Origin of the sequence: Pseudomonas sp. SWRI50 (assembly GCF_014269095.1) — a bacterium.
Taxonomy (GTDB): Bacteria; Pseudomonadota; Gammaproteobacteria; order Pseudomonadales; family Pseudomonadaceae; genus Aquipseudomonas; species Aquipseudomonas kermanshahensis.
Genome location: NZ_JABWRW010000061.1, coordinates 1 through 1,232, shown reverse-complemented (window position 1 = coordinate 1,232; position 1,232 = coordinate 1). Strand labels below are relative to the sequence as shown.

The following is a 1,232-nucleotide window of genomic DNA, read 5'->3' as shown; positions in this document are numbered from 1 at the left end:
TGAATCGCCCCTGGTTTCGTAGACACCTCCAAGCCTCATAATGAGGCCCAAATAGGAGGTGCCATGAGTCGTCAGCGTTACCCCGAAGAATTCAAGATCGAAGCGGTCAAGCAAGTGACCGAAAAAGGCAAACCTGTCGCCGAGGTCGCCCAGCGCCTGGGCATGTCCGTGCACAGCCTTTACGCCTGGATCAAGGTCTACAGCAAGCCCCAAGAGCAGCGTCAGCAAGACAATGATCAGCAGGCTGAACTGCGCAAGCTGCGCGCTGAACTCAAGCGGGTGACAGAAGAGCGAGACATATTAAAGAAGGCCGCCGCGTACTTTGCCAAGGAGTGCGGCTGAAGTACGCCTTCATCAACAAGCACTCGACGGATTACCCAGTGCGTCGCCTTTGCCAAACCCTCAAGGTGCATCCCAGCGGCTACTACGCTTGGCTGGCCGAGCCTCAATCTGCCCGAGCCAAAGAAGATCAGCGCCTGCTTGGCTTGATCAAGCAGGCCTGGTTAGAAAGCGGCGGCGTGTATGGCTATCGCAAGATTCACGATGACCTGCGAGAGCTAGGAGAGATCTGTGGGCGAAATCGAGTCGGTCGCTTGATGCAGGCAGAGGGGCTGCGTTCGCAAACGGGCTATCGCCGTCGTACTGGGTTTTATGGCGGAAAACCAAAAGCGGCATCGCCCAACCATCTGGCCAGGCAGTTCAAGGTCAGTGAGCCGAATAAGGTCTGGGTGACCGATATCACCTACATCCGCACCTACGAAGGGTGGCTGTATCTGGCGGTAGTGCTGGATCTGTTCTCTCGCCAAGTCATTGGTTGGTCAATGAAGCCCAGGATGAGCAGCGACCTAGCCATCGACGCCATGCTGATGGCCGTGTGGCGACGCAAGCCACAGCAGCAAGTGATGATTCACTCAGACCAAGGCAGTCAGTTCAGTAGCTCAGATTGGCAAAGCTTCCTGAAAGCCAACAATGTGATCAGTAGCATGAGCCGAAGGGGAAACTGCCACGACAATGCCGTAGCCGAGAGCTTTTTCCAGCTTTTGAAGCGGGAGCGAATCCGACGAAAGATCTACGCAACGCGTGACGAAGCCCGAAGTGATATTTTCGATTACATCGAGATGTTCTATAACCCCAAGCGTCGACACAGCAGTGCTATGCAGCTGTCGCCAGTAGAGTATGAGAAACGCTATTTTCTGAGCTTGGAGAGTGTCTAGTAAACCAGGGGCGATTCA

The 1,232-nt window shown here is 54.8% G+C and carries 1 protein-coding gene; it reads left to right on the top strand.

Annotated elements, in window-relative coordinates; all coding sequences use genetic code 11:
- The first annotated feature begins 63 nt into the window (after positions 1-63).
- Positions 64-1,214 (top strand): IS3 family transposase gene (locus tag HU750_RS26925; RefSeq protein WP_104834651.1). Its coding sequence is split into 2 segments (ribosomal slippage): positions 64-301 and positions 301-1,214, totalling 1,152 coding nucleotides; the frame shifts between segments, so codons are not numbered across the junction.
- Positions 1,215-1,232 lie beyond the last annotated feature (18 nt).